Annotated in this window: 12 protein-coding genes, 1 tRNA gene and 1 pseudogene; 9 read left to right on the top strand and 5 right to left on the bottom strand. The window is 74.2% G+C overall.

Annotation, left to right across the window (positions count from 1 at the left end; all coding sequences use genetic code 11):
- Positions 1-464 precede the first annotated feature (464 nt).
- Positions 465-995: a universal stress protein gene (locus ACIBH3_RS16755; protein WP_396312700.1), complete on the bottom strand. Its 531-nt coding sequence runs from the start codon at positions 993-995 to the stop codon at positions 465-467.
- Positions 996-1,979: 984 nt separating this feature from the next.
- On the opposite strand from ACIBH3_RS16755, the gene ACIBH3_RS16750 reads away from it, so the two are divergent.
- Complete coding sequence (locus ACIBH3_RS16750) at positions 1,980-3,182, top strand: HAD-IA family hydrolase (protein WP_396312699.1); 1,203 nt, start codon at positions 1,980-1,982, stop codon at positions 3,180-3,182.
- Here ACIBH3_RS16750 and ACIBH3_RS16745 read toward each other — a convergent pair.
- The gene (locus tag ACIBH3_RS16745) at positions 3,155-3,970 is read right to left on the bottom strand and encodes a GNAT family N-acetyltransferase (protein WP_396312698.1); all 816 of its coding nucleotides are present in this window, start codon (positions 3,968-3,970) and stop codon (positions 3,155-3,157) included. The genes ACIBH3_RS16750 and ACIBH3_RS16745 overlap by 28 nt on opposite strands.
- Positions 3,971-4,902: 932 nt before the next feature.
- Between ACIBH3_RS16745 and ACIBH3_RS16740 the strand changes: the two are divergent.
- The 6 genes and pseudogenes from ACIBH3_RS16740 to ACIBH3_RS16715 all read left to right on the top strand — a co-directional run.
- Positions 4,903-5,899: pseudogene (locus tag ACIBH3_RS16740) on the top strand (helix-turn-helix domain-containing protein); the annotation flags it as partial.
- Positions 5,900-6,647: 748 nt separating this feature from the next.
- Positions 6,648-7,250, top strand: a complete 603-nt coding sequence (orn, locus tag ACIBH3_RS16735) for an oligoribonuclease (protein WP_396312697.1) — start codon at positions 6,648-6,650, stop codon at positions 7,248-7,250.
- A 203-nt stretch (positions 7,251-7,453) separates the two neighbouring features.
- Positions 7,454-7,529, top strand: a tRNA-His gene (locus ACIBH3_RS16730).
- A gap of 263 nt (positions 7,530-7,792) precedes the next feature.
- Positions 7,793-8,239 (top strand): DUF4442 domain-containing protein, encoded by a 447-nt coding sequence (locus ACIBH3_RS16725; protein ID WP_396312696.1) that lies wholly within the window; start codon positions 7,793-7,795, stop codon positions 8,237-8,239.
- 198 nt (positions 8,240-8,437) lie between these two features.
- Positions 8,438-9,952 carry a GH1 family beta-glucosidase gene (locus tag ACIBH3_RS16720; protein ID WP_396312695.1) on the top strand — a complete coding sequence of 505 codons (1,515 nt, stop codon included), beginning with the start codon at positions 8,438-8,440 and terminating at the stop codon, positions 9,950-9,952.
- A gap of 56 nt (positions 9,953-10,008) precedes the next feature.
- The gene (locus tag ACIBH3_RS16715; protein WP_396312694.1) at positions 10,009-11,043 is read left to right on the top strand and encodes a hypothetical protein; all 1,035 of its coding nucleotides are present in this window, start codon (positions 10,009-10,011) and stop codon (positions 11,041-11,043) included.
- Between the two features lie 154 nt (positions 11,044-11,197).
- On the opposite strand, the gene ACIBH3_RS16710 is transcribed toward ACIBH3_RS16715, so the two are convergent.
- Positions 11,198-12,121 carry a spermidine synthase gene (locus tag ACIBH3_RS16710; protein ID WP_396312693.1) on the bottom strand — a complete coding sequence of 308 codons (924 nt, stop codon included), beginning with the start codon at positions 12,119-12,121 and terminating at the stop codon, positions 11,198-11,200.
- A 128-nt stretch (positions 12,122-12,249) separates the two neighbouring features.
- Positions 12,250-12,741, bottom strand: a complete 492-nt coding sequence (locus tag ACIBH3_RS16705) for a hypothetical protein (RefSeq protein WP_396312692.1) — start codon at positions 12,739-12,741, stop codon at positions 12,250-12,252.
- A gap of 586 nt (positions 12,742-13,327) precedes the next feature.
- On the opposite strand from ACIBH3_RS16705, the gene ACIBH3_RS16700 reads away from it, so the two are divergent.
- Positions 13,328-14,869: a tetratricopeptide repeat protein gene (locus ACIBH3_RS16700; RefSeq protein ID WP_396312691.1), complete on the top strand. Its 1,542-nt coding sequence runs from the start codon at positions 13,328-13,330 to the stop codon at positions 14,867-14,869.
- Positions 14,870-14,953: 84 nt separating this feature from the next.
- On the opposite strand, the gene ACIBH3_RS16695 is transcribed toward ACIBH3_RS16700, so the two are convergent.
- Complete coding sequence (locus ACIBH3_RS16695; RefSeq protein WP_396312690.1) at positions 14,954-15,604, bottom strand: histidine phosphatase family protein; 651 nt, start codon at positions 15,602-15,604, stop codon at positions 14,954-14,956.
- Positions 15,605-15,797: 193 nt separating this feature from the next.
- Here ACIBH3_RS16695 and ACIBH3_RS16690 point away from each other — a divergent pair, with 193 nt between their 5' ends.
- Positions 15,798-17,030 carry a hypothetical protein gene (locus ACIBH3_RS16690; protein ID WP_396312689.1) on the top strand — a complete coding sequence of 411 codons (1,233 nt, stop codon included), beginning with the start codon at positions 15,798-15,800 and terminating at the stop codon, positions 17,028-17,030.
- Positions 17,031-17,116 lie beyond the last annotated feature (86 nt).

Below are 17,116 nucleotides of genomic sequence, written 5' to 3'. Positions count from 1 at the left end.
GCGAGGGACGGGCCGGCAAGGACACCCACACCAGCGGGGAGCACGTCCGACCGGGACACCGGCCGGGCGGGTGCGGGGCACGGCTCCGGCGGCTTCGATCCGGTCGTACTGCGCCGATACCGGATCGACCACGCCGGAGCCCCACGCGCCGCTCTTACTCCTCCGACTCCACCGCCCTCGACCCCACCGCACTCAACTCACCTCGGGCGGGCCGCAGATGGCCGACGGCGACCGATCCGTACGGCATGGTCGTACAACCGGGCCGCCGAGCCCACCCTTGATGGTCAAGGAGACAGGGGGCTCAGAGGGCCAAGAGGCCAACTGGCTCCCCCAGCCCGCTCCTGGACCTCCACCCGTACACCCGACCCGCAGCGGAGTCCCCTACCAGCTTCTCAGCGCGGTTAGTTCAGGCCGCGCGCCCAGGTGCGCTCATCCGTCGGAACCCGGGCACGACGATCACCGGCTCAAGGGATGACGATCACCGGCCGGTTGGCGCGACGGGCCAACCGGCCCGACACCGAACCGAAAATCTTGCCCAGCAGACCGTGCGTACTGCCGACCACGATGGCGTCGGCGGCGTACTCCCTGCCGACCTCCTCGATCTCATGGCAGATGTCGCCGCCGCGCTCCACCAGGATCCAGGGCACCCCGGCGAGGAAGTCCGCACAGGCCAGTTCCAGCCCGAGCACCTCGGTCCGGTGGTCCGGCAGATCGACGAAGACCGGGGGCTCGCAACCCGCCCAGACCGTGGCCGGCAGCCGGTTGGCCACATGGACGATCACCAGACCGCACTGGGAGCGACGGGCCATGCCCACTGCGTAGGCGAGCGCACGCTCGCTGGAGAGCGAGCCGTCGAATCCCACCACCACACCGTGCTGGAAGGCCGGGTCACAGGGGCTCACGGCTTCTTCCCGGGCCGTCGGCTCACCCGGCGTTCCCGGCGTTCCCGGCGTTCGGGACGGTCGCGAACGGTCGGGCCCGGGGCGCCCCGTCACCGCTCGCTCCGCAGGGGCGTCGCGATGCTCCTCGCGCCGTTGGCGGGGCTTGGGCCAGCCACCACGCGCAGAGTCCCTGCCATCGGCCCCGGCGTCGGCCTGCGGCGGTCTACGGCCCCGGAAAGGCCCGAGGTCGGGGTCGCCGACCGTCGACGCGGCGATGTCCGCGTCTTCTGGTCGGGAGGACTCAAAACCAGCCATGGCTCAAGGCTCTTCGAGGGAGATGGGCCGACAGGAAAGGACAACGCTGCCCAGGCAGCAGGCCCGCCCACGGCACGAAGTCGGTCTGTGCCGAGCACCACCGTATGTGACCTGTTCCTTTCAGAGTACGACGGGCGAGAGACCCCGCCCAGTGCGGAGCCCCGGAACAGCGACGTTCCCGCGAAAGAAGGAGGTGCACTCCGACCGCGACGCGCCCCTCGGCGCGGGGATTACGCCCCCCATGTCCAAGAGGTTCACTGGAGCTTGACGGAGCGGGCCCGACGGCGCAACTGGCCTGCCACACACCGTGACCGGTTTGTCATCGAGCGACGGAGACACCCCCTATTTCGTCCACCTCGTCTCCCGCTCCGTCCCCGGAGCCACCACAGCCGTGGCGCCTGCGACACCCAACCCCTCATCCGCTACCCCTGTACGCCCGAGTCGCGTGTACGCCACAGTCGCGCGCCGAAGCTGTCCAATCCCCACCTGACGACTCCGGCACCGGCCGGCAGTGCCCGCCCTGCCGAGGCTCTACGCGCCGCCGGATTCGTACGGTCGCGGTCGCACTGTCGGATTCGCACTGCCGGTGGTGCGGCGGCGCGGTGGAGGTTCGCCCGCGCGGTGGAGGTTCGCCCGCGCGGCCGGCGCAACGGCACCGGCGTCGTCACACCCAGGTACCGCGCGCTCACCGCTATATATCTATTTCAGCCAATTCGCACCAGTTCGCGACGTCAGTTGGCAATTGCCAAGTGCATACCCAGCGGCGCTGGCACCATGCTCGGCATGCCGCTGCTCCTGTTCGACCTCGACAACACCCTGCTCCCCCGGGACGCCGCCTTCCGAGCCTGGGCCCAGGACTTCCTGGCCGAACGCAGACTGCCCGCCGGCGAAGTCGACTGGCTGACCACGATCGACGGTGGCGGCTACGTGCCGCGGAGCACCGTACTGTCCGCCGTCCGCCGTCGCTACGGACTCGACCACTCGCTCGACTTCCTGCTCGCGCACTACCGACGCGGCATCAACTCCCACATCCACTGCCCCACGGGTCACGTCGAGGCGCTCCAGGCTGCCCGCGCCGCCGGCTGGACGCTGGGCATCGTCAGCAACGGCGGCACCCGGCCCCAGTTGGAGAAGATCCGCCGTACCGGCCTCGCCCCCCTGGTGGACGGCTGGGTGATCTCCGAGGAGGCGCGGTGCCTCAAGCCGGACCCGCTGATCTTCGAGATCGCCGCGCAGCGCTGCGGCGTGGCCCCCACCGGCGACTGGGCCGCACACACCTGGATGATCGGCGACCACGCCCCTGCCGACATCGCCGGAGCCGAGCTGACCGGACTGCGCAGCGTCTGGCTGCACCACGGCCGGCCGTGGTCCGAGCCCGGCTACCGGCCGACCCTGAGCACTCGCGGGCTGCCCGAGGCGGTCGGGCTGGTCCTGTCGGCGGTCAACGCCCGGAGCCCGCGACCGGCCGCACGACCCGGGGTACGACCGGACGCTCGCCCAGCGCCGCGTGCAGCGGCGCAAACGGCGGCTCGGGCAGGGGTCCCGATGGTGTCCCCGGTCGGCGGCGGGGTGAGGAGCCAGGCCGATGGCCCGAGCGATACCCGGGCAGCGGAGGTGGGAGCGCTCAGCGGCGCCCGCGCGGGTGCGCAGATGGCGACATCCGCCCCGGGCTCGTCGTACGCGCCCGCCGGGCCCCAACTCGCCTCAGCCGCCGTCGCGGCTCACACCCAGGAGCCGCCTGTCCGAAACCTGCCCGGTACGGCGGGTACGGCGGGCAGCACGGCAGGCACCACGGCCGCCGGGGCATCTCAGCCGCGTCCGCGGAGCGCCGGACCGGCCTCGGCCGTCGGATCGCGCACCACGGTGGACCTGGTGAGCAGCGGCCGGGGCGTGCCCACCCCCGCCGCCCTCAGCGGTCTGCCGAAGGCCGCACCCGGACGACGCCCGGGCTCCGCCGGCTACCTCGCCTCGGGCGCGGCCGGGTAGCCCCACCAGCGCGTCACGCCCTGCTCGACGAAGCCGAGCTTCCGATAGAGCGGCTCGCCGAGCAGAGTCGACACCAGCGTTGCGGAACGGCCCGGGTGGGCGGCCAGGGCCGTCTCCAGGACGGCGCGGGCCACGCCCTTGGAGCGGTGCTCGGGGAGCGTGGCGACCCAGTACACCCCCACCGTCCGCCCGTCGTCGTGCGTCAGGCAGGCACCGGCGTTGGCACCGCCGCTCTGCGCGAGCCAGACCCGCAGCCCCGGCTCTGCCAGCAGGCTCTCCGGCAGCATTCCCCCGCGCACCCAGGGCTGCTCGGCCTTCACCGGGAATCCCTCGACCACCGTCCGTTCGACGTCCGCCAGGCCGTCAGCGTCCCCGTACGGCACCTCCCGGATCGTCAGGTCGGCGATCGGTCGGCCCTGGCCGGGGGCGCCTGGCCGGCCCACCCGGGGGGCGCTCTCCACCGGCCCGGGCTCGCGGACCATGACGGCCATGTCCAGCCCGTGAATACACCCGAAGCGTGAAAGGTCGAGGCGGGTGTACGGGTCTTCCAGGCACAGCTGCGTCGTCCCCCAGCTGCGCAGCAGGTCCGCCAGCTCCTCCTCCAGGGGGGCCGGCTCACCGTACGGCCGGGTGACGATCAGCCGGTGCGGGTCGGTCGCACCCGGCGCACAGTGGACGGCGGTGAGGCCGGGCCGGTGCAACCGCTCCCAGCCGCGGGCCCGGGCCTGAGCGGACCAGAATTCAGCTGCGTTGTCGTTGGCCAGTTCGAGCCGACTGTTGGTCTCCACGACAGGACGATAGCCGGGCGTGCCGGCAGCCGCTCAGAGGCCCGCAAGGGCTGCCCAGGCGGGGTCATACGGGCGCACACCTCTGTCCCGTGCGCCCCTCGTGCGCACCGCCTATTTTCGGTCAATCTCGTGCGGGTCCTCTCTCCTTGGGCAAAGCCGCAGCCCAGACCTGCCGGCCGGGTCCACCGGGGTGGGAGCGTCACGGACCGGCCGTGCGACAACCAGCCACCGTGCCACCCGCCCCCTTCCCAGAAGGGTCGACGGGTGCCACGCTTCGTGATCGAATGCATCACGCCAAATTGCCATGTCGACATAGCGTCGGATGGTGAACTTGTCACAACGGTGACGGTCCAACCAGTAGATTCGATCTTGGCCAGCAGTGCCGCACCACCACACCACACCACCGAGGGGGCTTGAGCGCCTTGAGCAGGGTGAGCAGGAGCGACGCGGGTCCTGACAGCGGCCAGGCCGTGGCCGGTCTCACGGGTCAGGCCTCGAGAAACACCGATACCTCGGCGAGCGCTGCTGCCTTCGACGGCTCCGACCTCGGCGGACGGCCCGTCAGCCGCCCGACCCACGGGTCCTCCCCTGCCCTCGCGCCGCACCCGTCGCACCCGTCGCACACCTCGGCGGCCACCGCCGCCCAGGGTCAAGGGCACGGCCAGAACCAGCTCCAGGGGTACCCGATGGGGTACGGCAGCCAGCAGGCCGGGCAGTTCGGCATCGCGTCGGCCGCACACATCGCCGGACTTGCCGTCAGCCCGACCGCGCCCGGCGGCGGTTCGCAGTCCGGCAGTCCGGCCAACGGGCAGGCCATCGGCCAAGGCATCGCTCAGGCCCTGGGCCAGGGCATCGGCCAGCCCGGCGGCCTCCCGGCCGGTTCGCCCAACGGCGGCGGCCCCGCCGGCGGCACGTCGACGCCGGCGCTCGCCGTGGCCCCGCGCAAGCTCTCCGGCCGGCGCCGCCGCGAGACGGTCGCCGTGCTGATCTTCGGCGGCGCGCCGATCTTCGAGAGCTCCATCCCGCTCTCGGTCTTCGGCGTCGACCGGCAGGACGCCGGGGTACCCCGCTACCGCCTGCTGGTGTGTGCCGGGGAGGACGGCCCGCTCGCGACCACCGGCGGGCTGACCCTCACCGCCCCGTACGGCCTGGAGGCACTGGCCCGGGCGGGCACCATCGTGGTCCCCGCCTGGCGTTCGATCTCCCAGCCACCGCCGGTGGAGGCCATCGCCGCCCTGCGCAAGGCCCACCACGAGGGCGCCCGGATCATCGGCCTCTGCACCGGCGCGTTCGTCCTGGCCGCCGCCGGTCTGCTGGACGGCCGGCCCGCGACGACGCACTGGATGTACGCGCCGACGCTCGCCAAGCGCTACCCCCGGGTCCACGTCGACCCGCGCGAACTCTTCGTCGACGACGGCGACGTGCTCACCTCGGCGGGCACCGCCGCCGGGATCGACCTCTGTCTGCACGTGGTGCGCAGCGATCACGGCGCCGAGGCGGCCAACGCGCTCGCCCGCCGGCTCGTGGTGCCGAGCCGGCGCAGCGGCGGCGGGCAGGCACAGTACATCGACCAGTCTTTACCGGAGGAGATCGGCAACGACCCGCTGGCCGAGGTGGTCACCTGGGCCCTGGAGAACCTCAACCAGCAGTTCGACGTCGAGGTTCTGGCGGCTCGCGCCTACATGAGCCGGCGCACCTTCGACCGCCGGTTCCGCACGCTCACCGGCAGCGCGCCGCTCCAGTGGCTGATCACCCAGCGGGTGCTCCAGGCCCAGCGGCTGCTGGAGACCTCCGAGCTGTCGGTGGACGATGTCGCGCGCCGCTGCGGCTTCCGGTCGCCGGTGGCGCTCCGCGGGCACTTCCGCCGCCAGTTGGGGGTCTCCCCGGCCGCGTACCGGACCACCTACCGGTCCCGGCGGCCCGGGCAGCAGCCGACGACCGCCTCGACGTCGGGCCACCCCTCCGAGCGGCTGGCCGAGCGGTTGTCCGGCCCGGGTGCCACGCACTTCCCGGGCCAGCCAGGGCAGAACGTGTCCGGCGGCGGCGCCCACCCGGCGTCGGTGCCGGCCCAACTGCCGGGAGGCCAGCCGGCGCACACCTCGCACCACGCGCTCCAGCCCGTGCCCGTCCAGCCGGGGCAGGGTCAGCAGCACCCGCGCCAGCCGCATCAGCAGTACCCGGTGCACGGTGGTCACGGCGGGTCCGGCAAGGGGTCGGCGGCCAGGCCGCTCGTCCCGGCGCAGGGCGGTCCGGCGGCCGGCCGGCCGCCTCGTACGGTCGAGCACGCGGCTGCCGAGGACGGGCTCCCACAGCCCGGCGCCCGGGGCCAGGGGCAGGACCGTCGCAGCGCGGCGGCTCCCGGCCCGGACGGTACCGGAGGCGGGTCCGCCGGTACCGTCAACGGTGGCGGGATCGGCAACGCCCGTGGTACGGCCGAGCGGCTCGCCGCCAAGGACCGCGCCCAGGACCGCGCCCTGTCCGACCACGCGAGCGCCGGTCACCCGGCCTCCGGACAGGGCGCACCCGCGCCCGGGACGACCGGGCACGGAACAACCGGGCACGGAGCGGCCGACCACACGTCGACCGGGCAGCCCGCGGACCAGAAGTCCCGGGCCTCGGGCTCCCGTGCGGGCCTGCCGGTGCCCGCAGCGCGCGATCGCGCCGTAGGGTGAGTGACGTGAATGACCGTTTGGTATGGATCGACTGTGAAATGACGGGGCTCGACCTCGGCCGGGACGCCCTGGTCGAGGTCGCGGCACTCGTGACGGACTCCGAGCTCAACATCCTCGGCGAGGGCGTGGACGTCATCATCCGCCCACCCGCCGAGGCGGTGGAGAACATGCCCGAGGTGGTGCGCACCATGCACACCTCCTCCGGCCTGCTCGACGAGCTGGAGCACGGGGTGACCCTGGCGGAGGCCGAGGCGCTCGTCCTGGCCTACGTCCGCGAGCACGCGCCCGAGGCGGGCAGGACCCCGCTGTGCGGGAACTCGGTCGCCACCGACCGCGGCTTCCTCGCCCGGGACATGCCGACGCTGGAGAAGCACCTCCACTACCGGATCGTGGACGTCTCCTCGATCAAGGAGTTGGCCCGCCGCTGGTACCCCCGGGCGTACTACAACAGCCCGCAGAAGGGCGGGAGCCATCGGGCGCTGGCGGACATCCGCGAGAGCATCGCCGAACTGCGGTACTACCGCGAGGCCGTGTTCGTCGACCAGCCCGGCCCGGACACCGACACCTCCCGCGCCATCGCCGCGAAGTACCAGCTGCCCGGCTCCTGAGCCGTCGCGCGGGGGCGCGGCCGCCGTGGGCGCACCGTCCGCGTGCCCCTCACGTGCCCTCCGCGCTGCGTCCGCTCGCCGTCCGGCGCCGCGGCCGCGGGCCTGGTCGGCAGCACCGTCGGGCCGACGGTAACCCTGGCGCGAGCACCCTCTCGGATCCTGTAGAGTTCTTCCTGTCGGAGCGGGAACGCCCCGGACAGATGGTGGGTGTAGCTCAGTTGGTAGAGCACCTGGTTGTGGTCCAGGTGGCCGCGGGTTCGAGTCCCGTCACTCACCCCAGAGCCTGAGGGCCTGATCTCTTCTGGAGATCAGGCCCTCAGGCGTTTTTGGCGTTCGGCCACACCGCAGCCCCCGGAGCAGCCCGGGACCGGCCGGAGCCCACCACGACCGACGCGACCGGCACTTCGACCGACTCCCGAAGCAGCACTGTGACGAGCGCCACAGGCCATGGCCGAGCGGCCGGTGTCAGGACGGGACCGGCCGGCGAAATCTCCCTGCCGCCAGAGCTGCCCCAAGAAGCTACCGGCTAGTAACATGACCGCATGACCACACCTTCGATCGGCCAGCTGCTCGACTCGACCGTGCCGATGGCGCGCACCCTGAAGCTCGAGTACCTGGAGACCTCGCCCGAGCGCGCCGTCCTCCAGCTGCCGGACCAGCCCGAGTACCACAACCACGTCGGCGGGCCGCACGCCGGCGCGATGTTCACCCTCGCCGAGTCCGCGAGCGGCTGCATCGTCCTGGCCGCCTTCGGCGACCAGCTCTCGCGCGCCGTTCCGCTCGCCGTGAGCGCCGAGATCGCGTACAAGAAGCTGGCGATGGGCGTGGTCACCGCCACCGCCACCCTGGGCCGCCCGGCCGCCGACATCGTGGCCGAGCTGGACAAGGGCGAGCGCCCGGAGTTCCCCGTCACCGTCGAGATCACCCGCGCGGACGGCGCGGTCACCGGCGTCATGACCGTCATCTGGACACTCCGCCCCAACTCCTGACCCACCGCCGCCACGAGCCGCACGCCCCGGGGGCCCTGAACACGGTTCAGGGGCCCCGGGCGCATTCACCGGCCCGTGTCCGGATCACGCCGCTCCCGGCACGGTGAGGAGACCGATCTCCGGGGTACGGATCGGTAGTCCGCACCACCGCGCGTCCCCCACCACCCGCGCGGCCACGACACCCCGGGAGCGCACCGCATGCCGCCTGTTCCTCCCCACACCCCTCCCCACACCCGCACCCCGGCCACGACCGCGCCCACGCCCGAGACCACCCCCGCCCGCCCCGCCTTTCCGCCGGGCTTCGCCTGGGGCGCCGCGACCGCCGCGTACCAGGTCGAGGGCGCGGTCACCGAAGGCGGGCGGGGGCCGTCCATCTGGGACACCTTCAGCCACACGCCGGGGAGGGTCGCCGGCGGGGACACCGGTGACACGGCGGTCGACCACTACCACCGCTTCCGCGAGGACGTCCGGCTGATGGCGGACCTGGGGCTGACCTCGTACCGGTTCTCGATCTCCTGGCCACGGATCCAGCCCACCGGGCGCGGGCCTGCGACCGAGCGCGGCCTCGACTTCTACCGCGCGCTGACCGATGAGTTGCTGAGCCACGGGATCACCCCGCTCGCCACCCTCTACCACTGGGACCTCCCGCAGGAGTTGGAGGACCGCGGCGGCTGGCCGGCCCGCGACACCGCCGGCCGGTTCGCGGACTACGCGGCCCTCACCGCCGAGGCCCTCGGGGACCGCGTCACCAGCTGGACCACCCTCAACGAGCCCTGGTGCAGCGCATTCCTGGGCTACGGGTCCGGCGTGCACGCGCCCGGTCGCACCGACCCGGGCGAGGCGCTGAGCGCCGCCCACCACCTCAACCTCGCCCACGGCCTCGCCACCGGCGCGCTGCGGGCCGTCCTGCCGCCCGCCGCCCGCGTACTGATCTCGCTCAACCTCCACCAGATCCGGCCGTTCAGCGCCGACCCGGCCGACCTCGCCGCCGCCCGGCGGATCGACGCGGTCGGGAACCGGATCTTCACCGGCCCCATCCTCGGCGGCGAGTACCCGGAGAGCCTGCTCGCCGACACCGCTCACCTGGTCGACTGGGACACCCTGCTGCACCCGGGCGACCTGGCGCAGATCTCCCGCCCCATCGACCTGCTGGGCGTCAACTACTACACCCCGACCGTGGTCTCGACGCCCGGCAACGCCGACGGCGTCGCGCGCCACGACGGTCACGGGGCGGGTGCGCACTCTCCCTGGCCCGGCGCCGAGGACGTCGTCTTCCTGCCCGCCCCCGGTGAACGCACCGCCATGGACTGGCCGATCGACCCCGGCGGCCTCACCGACCTGCTGCTCCGCCTGCACCGCGCCCACCCGGGCCTGCCGCTGCTGGTCACCGAGAACGGCGCCGCCTTCGACGACGTCGTCGGCCCGGACGGCTTCGTCGACGACCCCGCCCGGATCGCCTACCTGCACGGGCACCTGGAGGCCGTGGCCGACGCCATCGCGGCGGGCGCCGACGTACGTGGCTACTACCTGTGGTCGCTGCTGGACAACTTCGAGTGGGCATACGGATACGGCAAGCGCTTCGGGGCCGTGCACGTCGACTACGCCACCCTGGCCAGGACCCCGAAAGCAAGCGCCCGTTGGTACGCCGAGGTGATCAGGCGCGGTGGGCCGGTGCGGCAGGCGCCCGACCCGGACCGCGATGACTGTCCGTGATGGAGACAGAGGTCGAAATCGTGACCTAACACCCCGTCCGATCGTTCTGCCCTCACGTGCGAGCCAATTACGCGAGCGACCACCAGGCGCCGGGCCCGACCCGGCGTGACGGCGACCGTCGGGGTGGCGGGTGGCTGCCCAACCCCCGCGTCATCGCGGCGGGCGGGGCGGTGCTCGCCCAGGTATGGACGCTGGGCATCGGCGTGACCAGCTCGTACGCGGCCTCGATCGGCCCGACCGGCGGAGCGGTCAGCAGGGCCGTCAGCCGGGCTGCGGAGCAGGGCCCCGCCGGGACGGAAGTCGGCGGGACAGGCGCCGGTGGCGGGGGCCAGCACAGCGACCAGGCCGACCATCGCACCGGCGCCCAGATCTCCGGTCGGTCCACCGCCCCCGTCGGCGATCCGATGGCCACCGACCGGAGCACAGGGCAGGGCACGGAACGGACTCCGGGCCAGACCGAGTCCCCCGGGCTGGTCGGCAACCTCACCGGCGCCGTACCCGCTCTGAAGGGCAGCACGGCTCCGGTCAACCAGGTGCTCCAGGAGCGGATCAGGGCGGGTGGGCTGCCGCTGCCCGGCCAGGCGACGGCCGTCCCCGACGCCTTCTCGATCGCCTCCGTACTGCTGCCCGCCGTACCCACCCAACCGCACACGTCGGACCCACGGTCGCCGCGGGACGCCGTACCGAGCCCGGAGCAGAAAGCGGCACCCGCGTCGACCTCGGCCCCCGGTGCCGGCTCCGGAACCGGCACCCGCACGGAGGCCGGAGCCGTCCCGTCGGCCGTCGGCGCCGATGCCCCCACCGACGGCAGCCCTCTCAACTCGCCGCCGCCCGCCCCGGGCAGCAGCACCGCCGCGCCCGGCACCGCCCGGCCGGCCACCGGCGGGGCCGAGCGACGGCTGCAGTCGGCCGAGCAGATCCTTGAGGACGACCTCGCGCTGACTGCGCTGGCCGCAGCGGCCACCACCACCGTCTCGGCGCCGCCGGACACCACCGGCACGGCCACCGCGGTGCTCGCCCCCATCGCGGCGGGCATGCTGCTCACCGCCGCGGCCATGTACAAGCACCGCGGCCTGCCGAAGGGGCACTGAGGCACCGCGGCCCCTTCAGCGCCGGAGACCGTCAGCAGGCGGTATCCGGCGGCTGTCCACCGGTGCGCGTCGGACGGTGCGCCGCGTCGTGCGCTGCGCCGCTCCCCCGACGGCTGGCGGCATGGGTACCTCCCAGCGAGGCGTCGGACGTGCGCTAGCGGAACACGCCCGGCGGGGGTGCCGGGGAGGGAGCCGCCGTCTCGTCCGTGGCCGGGGCGGCGCCGGCGGTGAAGTCGGCCAGCGGGCGGCCGTGTTCGACCCGGCCGAGGGCCGCGTCGCCGGCCACCCGGCGGGTGAGTTCCGCGATCGGGAGCGGGGTGTGGGCGCCGGCCAGGATCAGGTTGCCGAAGCGCTTGCCGCGCAGCACCGCCGGGTCCGCCACCAGGCAGAGTTCTGGGAACACCGCGGCCAGCGTGGCCACCTGGGCCCGCGCGAACGGCAGGGCCGCGCCGTCCGCGATGTTGGCGGCGTACCACCCGCCGGGGGCGAGGGCCCGGGCGGCCAGGGTGGCGAACTCCACGGTGGCGCAGTGGCCGGGCACTCTGGCGCCGGAGAAGACGTCGGCGATCACGAGGTCGACGGCGCCCTCGGGTGCCCGCTCCAGCACCGCCCTGGCGTCTGCCCCGCGGACCTTCACCTGCCAGCCGCGCTCCAGCGGGAGTTCGGCGCGGACGAGTTCGGTGAGCGCGGTGTCGATCTCGGCGACCTGCTGGCGCGAGCGGGGCCGGGTCGCGGCGACGTAGCGGGCCAGGGTGAGCGCGCCGCCGCCGAGGTGCAGCACGGTGAGCGGCCTGCCGGGCGGGGCGGCCAGGTCGATCAGGTGGCCGAGGCGGCGCTGGTACTCGAAGCCGAGGTACGTGGGGTCGGAGAGGTCGACCATGGACTGGGGGGCGCCGTCGATCAACAGCGACCAGGCCCGTGCACGGTCCCGGTCGGGGACGAGTTCGGCGAGACCCGAGTCGACGGGCCGGCTGAGCGGGCCCTGCGCGTGTGTGCGGCCGGCGGTGTCGGCCGACGGTTCGAAGTCCCCCGTCGTGCGGCTCCGGCCGGCCCTGCTGCTGCGTCCCATGCCCGCCATTATCGCCGCCGGCCCGGCGGAGCCCGCAGCTCAGCGGGGGTGGGGCAGGCAAGGGCGGTGCGTGGGCGGTGCGCTGGCCCCGTCGCGGGCAGGGCGCGGGGCAGGCGCGAGGCGCGCGAGGCAGAGCCTCAGAACGGGCCGAGACCGCCTGCGGTCAGTGTGCAGGCGGCCTCGCAGAGGGCGGAGCGCAGGACCCAGGGGTCGGTGGGCCGGGCGGCGGCCCCCGACGCCGAGGGGGGCATCACCCAGCGCGGGTCGCTGGTGGGCAGTAGCACCGCGCCTGTCGTACAGGAGCTGCCGGGCAGGTGCCAGCCGTCCGCCGTACCGGGTGGGACGAGGAACGAGACGGTGCTGCCGCTCCGGCTCTGCAGAACGGCCCCGCAGGCCCGGCGCAGCCGCAGGATGTCGACAGCCTCCAGGCCGTGCCGCACGGAGACCGTCACGGTGTCGAAGGCGGCGACCGCCATCGGCTGGTCCAGCGGGCCGGGGCGGCGGACCGCCGCCGCGCCGCCCGCGCGGACGGGCCGGTCCTCGGGGCACTCGGGCAGCAGGGCAGGTGCGACACCCGGGAGCACTCCTCCGCCGGCCGGGCGACGGTACTGCGGCACTCCGGTGGCCATCTTGGGGCCCTCCTGTCACCTCGTCAGATCGGAAGCGGGGCCGCCCGAGGGGTGGTGGGGGTGGCCGCCCTGCACGGCGGCGGACCGGCAGGCGACCGGGCTTCCACGTAACAGGACAACGCGGCGGGAGTGCCGTAGGCCACGGGGCGGCTTACAGCAAGGCATGGCATTTCATGGCAGAACTCGGCAACGGGATCCGATATCAACCGAATTGACCCTACATACTCCTAGAACTTGCCGTGGTCGGGTGATTACTCCCGGTACTGTCGGAGCAACGCCCCGGGACTGCTCCGGACCCACTCGGGCCCCACCGGGCCCACTCGGGCCCCACCGGGCCCACTCGGGCCCCACCGGGCCCACTCCGGACCCGTCGGGGGGGGGCACCACCGTAGCCAGACGTAGCAGCCCGTACGCAACTGTCCTCGACGGTCCACCCGCTCCGCCGAGCTCGGCCGAGCTCCACCGAGCCCAGCCGAGCCAAGTCCGTGGCCCACCCCGGCCCACGGCACCCCGCCCCACCCCGCCCCCGCAAGCACCGAAGGCCCCGCGCACCACCAAGTACCCCAGCACGACCACGGAGTGCAGCATGGCAGCCACGATCCCGGCCGGGCCGGACCGACCGTCGCCCAACACCGCGATGCGCGAGCTGCGCGGCGACCGCTCACCCGGCGAGTTCGCCACCGCCGTCCGCCGTGCCGCCCGCGAGATCGGGGAGCACGTGTCCTGCGACGCGCGCTACGTCGGGCGGGTCGAGGCGGGCGAGATCCGCTGCCCCAACTACGCCTACGAGCGGGTCTTCCGGCACATGTGGCCGGACCGCTCCCTGGAGGATCTCGGCTTCGCACCCCGCACGGCCGTCCGCCGCCGCCGGCCGGCCGATTCCGCGGCCGAACGCCCGGTCGGCCGGACGCAGCCCGTTCCAGTGCCGCAGGCGGTGCCGATACCGGTACCGGTGGTGCCCTGGTGGCCCTACGATTCGCATCATCCCGACGAGGAGAACGACGACGTGCGTCGCCGTACGTTCCTGAGCGGCGGTTCGACCGCCCTGGCGACCCTGATCGGCCTGGACCCGCCGGCCCACGCCGAGGCCCCGGGCCAACCGCCCATCACCCAGCCGCTCACCGCCCGGCCCTTCGCCGTGCCACCACCCGGGGGCGAGCTGCCGCCCGGCCTGTTGCCGGCGGCCGTACCGGGCCGGGCCGGGACCGGCGCGCCGCCGCCCCGCAAGGTCGGCGCCGCCGAGGTGCGCAGCGTCGAGCAGGCCATCCGGGACATCCGGCTGCTGGACGACGCGCACGGCGCCGACGCGCTCTTCGAGCTGGCCGGGCAGTCCCTGCGCAGCGCGTACGTGCTGCTGAACGACGGCGAGTACAACGAGGCCACCGAGCGCCGGCTCCAGGCCGGGGCCGGCGAACTGGCCATCTCGGTCGGCTGGCTGGCGCACGACTCCAACCGGCTCGCGGACGCCCGCTCGTTCTACTCCGAGGCGCTGGCCACCGCCCGGATGGCCAACGACGCCGCGCTGGAGGCCCATGTCTTCTGCAACAGCGCCTTCCTGGCCCGCGACTCCGGCCGCCCCCGTGAGGCACTGCGCGCCGCACAGGCCGGGCAGAGCGCCGCCCGGCGGCTGGACTCCGACCGGCTGCTGTCGCTGCTCGCGATGCGCGAGGCCGGCGGCTGGGCGGTGCTGAAGGACCAGGCAGCCTGCGAACGGGCGCTGTCCCGGGCATACACGCTGTTCGACCGGGGCGAGTCGGAGTCCGACCCGGAGTGGATGTCCTTCTACGGGGAGGCGGAGATCGCCGGCCTGGAGTCGCAGTGCTGGTCCGCGCTCGGCGACTGGGACCGCGCCACCGAGCAGGCCCACCGCGCCATAGCGCTCCAGCAGCCGCACTTCGTGCGCAACCGCGCGCTCTACACCGCCGAGCTGGCCCACGACCGGCTCGGCCGGGGTGACCTGAGCGGTGCGGCCGGGTACGGCTCGGCGGCGGTCACCTTGCTCGGCGAGGTCCGCTCCGCCCGGATCAAGGGGATGCTGGCGGTCACCGCGAACCGGCTGCGCGGGCATACCGCCGTGCCCGAGGTCGGGGCGTTCCTGGCGTCCTACGACCTCGTGGTCGCCGCCTGACCGGCCGGAGGCCGCGACACGAGGGCCCGCGACACGCTGCGCCCTGACCACCGGTCAGGGCGCAGTCGCCTTCGGCGTGCGGCGCTACTTCGCCAGCTCCTCCAGGTGGCTGACGTCGTTCCAGACCTCGATCGCGGGCAGGCCGTACTCCCAGGAGAGCACGCTGAGTGCGGCCGTCCCCAGCTTGAGGCGCTGGGCGAACTCGGGTGGCTGGCCGAGCCAGCGGGCCGCGAAGATGCGCAGCAGGTGGCCGTGGGCGAAGAGCACCACGTCGCGGTCGGCCTCGTGCATGGTGGTGGTGTCGGGGTGCGGGACGCCGTGGGCGGAGTGAAGCTCCCCGATCAGCGTGTCCACCCGGGCCGCGACGTCAAGGAGCCGCTCGCCGCCGGGTACGCCGTCCCGCCAGATCAGCCAGCCCGGGTGATCGCTCTGGCGGATGTCGTGGCCGGTACGGCCCTCGTACCGGCCGTAGTCCCACTCCATCAGCTCGGGCCGCTCGACGGCCCGCCCGCCGAAGCCGGCCAGCTCGCAGGTCTCCTCGGCGCGGGAGAGCGGGCTGGTGAGGACGATCGCGTCCGGCAAGCCGTTCCAGGGGGCCTTGGCCAGGCGGGCGCCGAGCGCGCTCGCCATCGCGCGGCCCTCCTCGGTGAGCGGGATGTCGGTACGGCCGGTGTGCCGGCCGGTGGCCGACCATTCGGTCTCGCCGTGGCGGACGAGCACGATTCGGGCGGGCATGGGAAACTCCTCGCGGCAGGGGCGGCGGCAACGGTCGGTCTCGCCATTGAGCACCGGTCTCCATGATCTCCCACCCCACGGCGGCCCCGCCCGCCCACGGGCCGCCGGGGCCCGCGCTGACCCGGGACACCCCGCGGCACCGGCGCACCGGCGCACCGGATTGTCGGACCCGGGTGCAACACTTGGCCGCACCATGAACGTCTCGCACATCGGGCACCCCGAGCCGCTCACCCAGCGCCTCGCCGAGCTGCGCGGCCCGGCGCCGCAGCGCAGCCTGAACGCCCGTGCCCTCGCCGCGCTCGCCGCGAATCCCGGGTGCCGCCGCCGCGCCGTGCTCGACGCCGCCGGGGTCGACAAGACCGCCCTCGCCAGGCAGCTGGGCAATCCGGCGCCGTTCGGCCAGTCGCCGTTCGCCATCGCGCGCGGCAACGTCTTCGAGGCCCGCCTGAAGGACGACGACTACGCGGCCCTGCTGGAGCCGCTGCGCCGCCACCTCGGACTGCCCGCCGACGGCGCCGCCCCGATCGCGGTGCCGGATCTGCTGCGCCGCTCGGGCCCGGCCGTCCGCGCCGAGCGGACGGCCGCCGTACTGGCCGAGGCCGCGGCCGACCGATCCGCCTGGACGCTGCTGGACCACCCGCTGCTGCGGCTGACGGTGGCCGGTGGCCCGGCCTACCTGGAACCGGACGCCGTGGTGGTGCACGGCGGGCGGTGCACGGTGGTCGAGATCAAGTCCTTCCCGGTGCTGGACGGCGGCGCCGATCCCGCCAAGGTCGGCGCGGCCGCCCGGCAGTCCGCCGTCTACGTGCTGGCGCTCCAGGAGACCGCCGCCGCGCTGGCCGGCGCCGTCGTCGACCCGGACCCGTACGCGACGCCGGACTTCCCGGGCAGCCCGGAACTCAGCGTGCTGCTGGTCTGCCCGAAGGACTTCAGCAACCGGCCGACCGCCGTCGCCGTCGACATCCGCCGGGAGCTGGCCACCACCCGGCGCCAGCTGACCCGGATGACCGGGATCGACCAGCTGCTGTCCGAGCTGCCGCCGGGGACGACGTTCGACCTGGCGCCCGACCAGGCGGGCCTGCCGACCAGGCCGGCCGAGGAGCTGGCGGAGGCGGTCGGGCACGTCCCCGCCGCGTACAGTCCGGACTGCCTCTCCACCTGTGAGCTGGGCTTTCACTGCCGTTCCCAGGCCCGCTGCGCGGACCGGGTGGAGCAGCTGGGCCGGGGTGTACGCGGCGAGCTGGGCAGCATCCGCACCGTCGCCGAGGCCCTGGCGGCCGCCGCGCGCCCGGCACCGGGCCGGCCGGGCGCCGACTCGGGCGCCAACGCCGACGCCGGGTCGGACGCCGAATCGGACGAGGCCGCCGCCCGGCTGGCCTACGCGGCCGCGCTGCGCGCCGAGGCCCTGGCCGGGGGCATCGGATGACGCCGCGCCGCCCGACTGCCCGCCGGGCCGCCCGCACCTCCACCGCCCGCACCGTCGGCACCGCCCGCACCACCCGGCGGGGTGAG

The organism is Kitasatospora sp. NPDC050543 (assembly GCF_044457565.1).
Classification (GTDB): Bacteria; Actinomycetota; Actinomycetes; order Streptomycetales; family Streptomycetaceae; genus Kitasatospora.
Note: the sequence above shows the minus strand (reverse complement) of the source record. Positions and strands in the feature narration are given on the sequence as shown.

What these genes read in the sequence shown, in the direction of transcription:
- ACIBH3_RS16750 (WP_396312699.1), top strand. Translation starts at nt 1,980, where the DNA reads ATGCCGCTGCTCCTGTTCGACCTCGACAACACCCTGCTCCCCCGGGAC.
- ACIBH3_RS16725 (WP_396312696.1), top strand. Translation starts at nt 7,793, where the DNA reads ATGACCACACCTTCGATCGGCCAGCTGCTCGACTCGACCGTGCCGATG.
- ACIBH3_RS16720 (WP_396312695.1), top strand. Translation starts at nt 8,438, where the DNA reads ATGCCGCCTGTTCCTCCCCACACCCCTCCCCACACCCGCACCCCGGCC.
- ACIBH3_RS16710 (WP_396312693.1), bottom strand. Translation starts at nt 12,121, where the DNA reads ATGGCGGGCATGGGACGCAGCAGCAGGGCCGGCCGGAGCCGCACGACG.
- ACIBH3_RS16705 (WP_396312692.1), bottom strand. Translation starts at nt 12,741, where the DNA reads ATGGCCACCGGAGTGCCGCAGTACCGTCGCCCGGCCGGCGGAGGAGTG.
- ACIBH3_RS16700 (WP_396312691.1), top strand. Translation starts at nt 13,328, where the DNA reads ATGGCAGCCACGATCCCGGCCGGGCCGGACCGACCGTCGCCCAACACC.
- ACIBH3_RS16695 (WP_396312690.1), bottom strand. Translation starts at nt 15,604, where the DNA reads ATGCCCGCCCGAATCGTGCTCGTCCGCCACGGCGAGACCGAATGGTCG.
- ACIBH3_RS16690 (WP_396312689.1), top strand. Translation starts at nt 15,798, where the DNA reads ATGAACGTCTCGCACATCGGGCACCCCGAGCCGCTCACCCAGCGCCTC.